1 pseudogene is annotated in these 1614 nt (G+C 73.2%); it reads right to left on the bottom strand.

The features are described from left to right. Positions 1-1614: pseudogene (locus ACIBQZ_RS43230) on the bottom strand (hypothetical protein); the annotation flags it as partial.

The following is a 1614-nucleotide window of genomic DNA, read 5'->3' as shown; positions in this document are numbered from 1 at the left end:
GCCAGACCGGCCGGCAGCAGCATGGTGGCCACGTCCAGTGCGAGCAGCTTCCGGTCCTGGGCGGCCAGGGTCCGGGCCTCCTCGAGGGCGTCCAGGGTCGGGTAGTCCTCCGGGCGCGGCTGGACCACCACCGCGTACGGGTTCAGCGTTCCGGACGGCGCTGAGGTGAGGTCGATGTGCCGGGCCCGGTCCCGCAGTTCCGGGAGGTCGCACAGCCGGGCCAGCGGACCGGACGGGTCGAGCATCACCGAGGTGATGCCCCGGCGCACCGCCTCGTAGGTGATCAGCCCGGCCAGGACACTCTTTCCGGCGCCGAGACCACCGACGATGGGCACCAGGCCCGCGGTCTCCCGGACCTCGGTGGCGAAGTGCGTGTCGAACATGACTGCCCGACGGCTCGAGGCCGCGGTGTGACCGATGTACGGCCCGCGGCGGTCGCCCAAGGAGGACGAGGCCGCCGGTACCCCGGCCGCGTAGTACAGCGTGGGCAGGCGACGGCGATACGCGGTGGACGACAGCGGTTCCCCCGGGATGAACTCGCGCAGCAACCCGTGCTGCCCCTTTGGGTGGGCAATCGTGATCTGGCGCTTCCGGTAGGTGTCCACCACCTGCCGGGCCCGTTCCAGGGCCTCTTCCTGGGAGGCCCCGGAGACCGCGATCCGGAACCAGCCGTGCACCCGGGAGGCGGTGGTGTCCCCGCCGGTCGACATCTCGTCCTCGATCGCCCGGGCCTGCCGGGCCTGGCGCTCCAGGGCCAGCGGCTCGTCCAGGTCGTGGTCCCGGTAGTGCCGCTGCATGTCGCGGACCACCAGCAGCTTGCGCTGGACCGCGTCGAGGGCCTGGTCACCGTCCAGCACGTCGAGCCGGATCGACCACTCGACCGCGAAGGGCAGCCGGTCGGCGTGCACCAGCCAGGGTTCGTGAGCCGGGTCGGGGATCTCGATCTCGTCCACCCGGCCCACGGTCAGGACGCTGACGTGCCGCTCCGAGTCCGCCCCGCCGGGGTCCCGGCGGATGATCTTGACGGTCGGCGCGAACGGCTCCGCCTCGTGCACCACGCCCTCGGTGAGCTCGTACAGGTCCTCGGTCTCCCAGCGGCCGTCCTGCACCGGGGAGAGCGCGCCGGGGGCGGGCAGGCCGAGGCCGAGCGAGCGGCGCATCAGCCACTCCAGCTCCCGCGGGGTCACCGGCCGCCCGTCCAGCCCGGGGCCCGCTATCGCCTCGGCGACCAGGGCCGCGTCCTTGTCCACCTTCTGCAGCTCGCCCAGGGTGGGACGACGCAGCATCCGCTGGGTCAGGTTGGCCACCTGGGAGCGCTCGCTGACCTGGACCCCGAGGTAGACCTCCTTCTCGGCCATGGTCGAGGCCCGGACGTGCTGCTGCGCGCTGACCAGGTGATCGGCCCAGGTGTTGCCGTCCACCCCGGGCAGCGGGTCCGGGGTGCGCGAGTCCAGGGCCCGGGCCCAGGAGGCCGCGGGGTAGGGCCGGGACGTCACCCGCAGGTGCAGGTGCCGCCCGGACAGGGCGGCCATCCGCGTCGCCGTGTCGATGATCAGGTTCAGTCGCTCGCCGTCGGCCCGGAACGCCCAGCGCTGCGTGGGCAGGGCGAACCAG

This window comes from Actinoplanes sp. NPDC049599 (genome assembly GCF_044465625.1).
Classification (GTDB): Bacteria; Actinomycetota; Actinomycetes; order Mycobacteriales; family Micromonosporaceae; genus Actinoplanes.
Note: the sequence above shows the minus strand (reverse complement) of the source record. Positions and strands in the feature narration are given on the sequence as shown.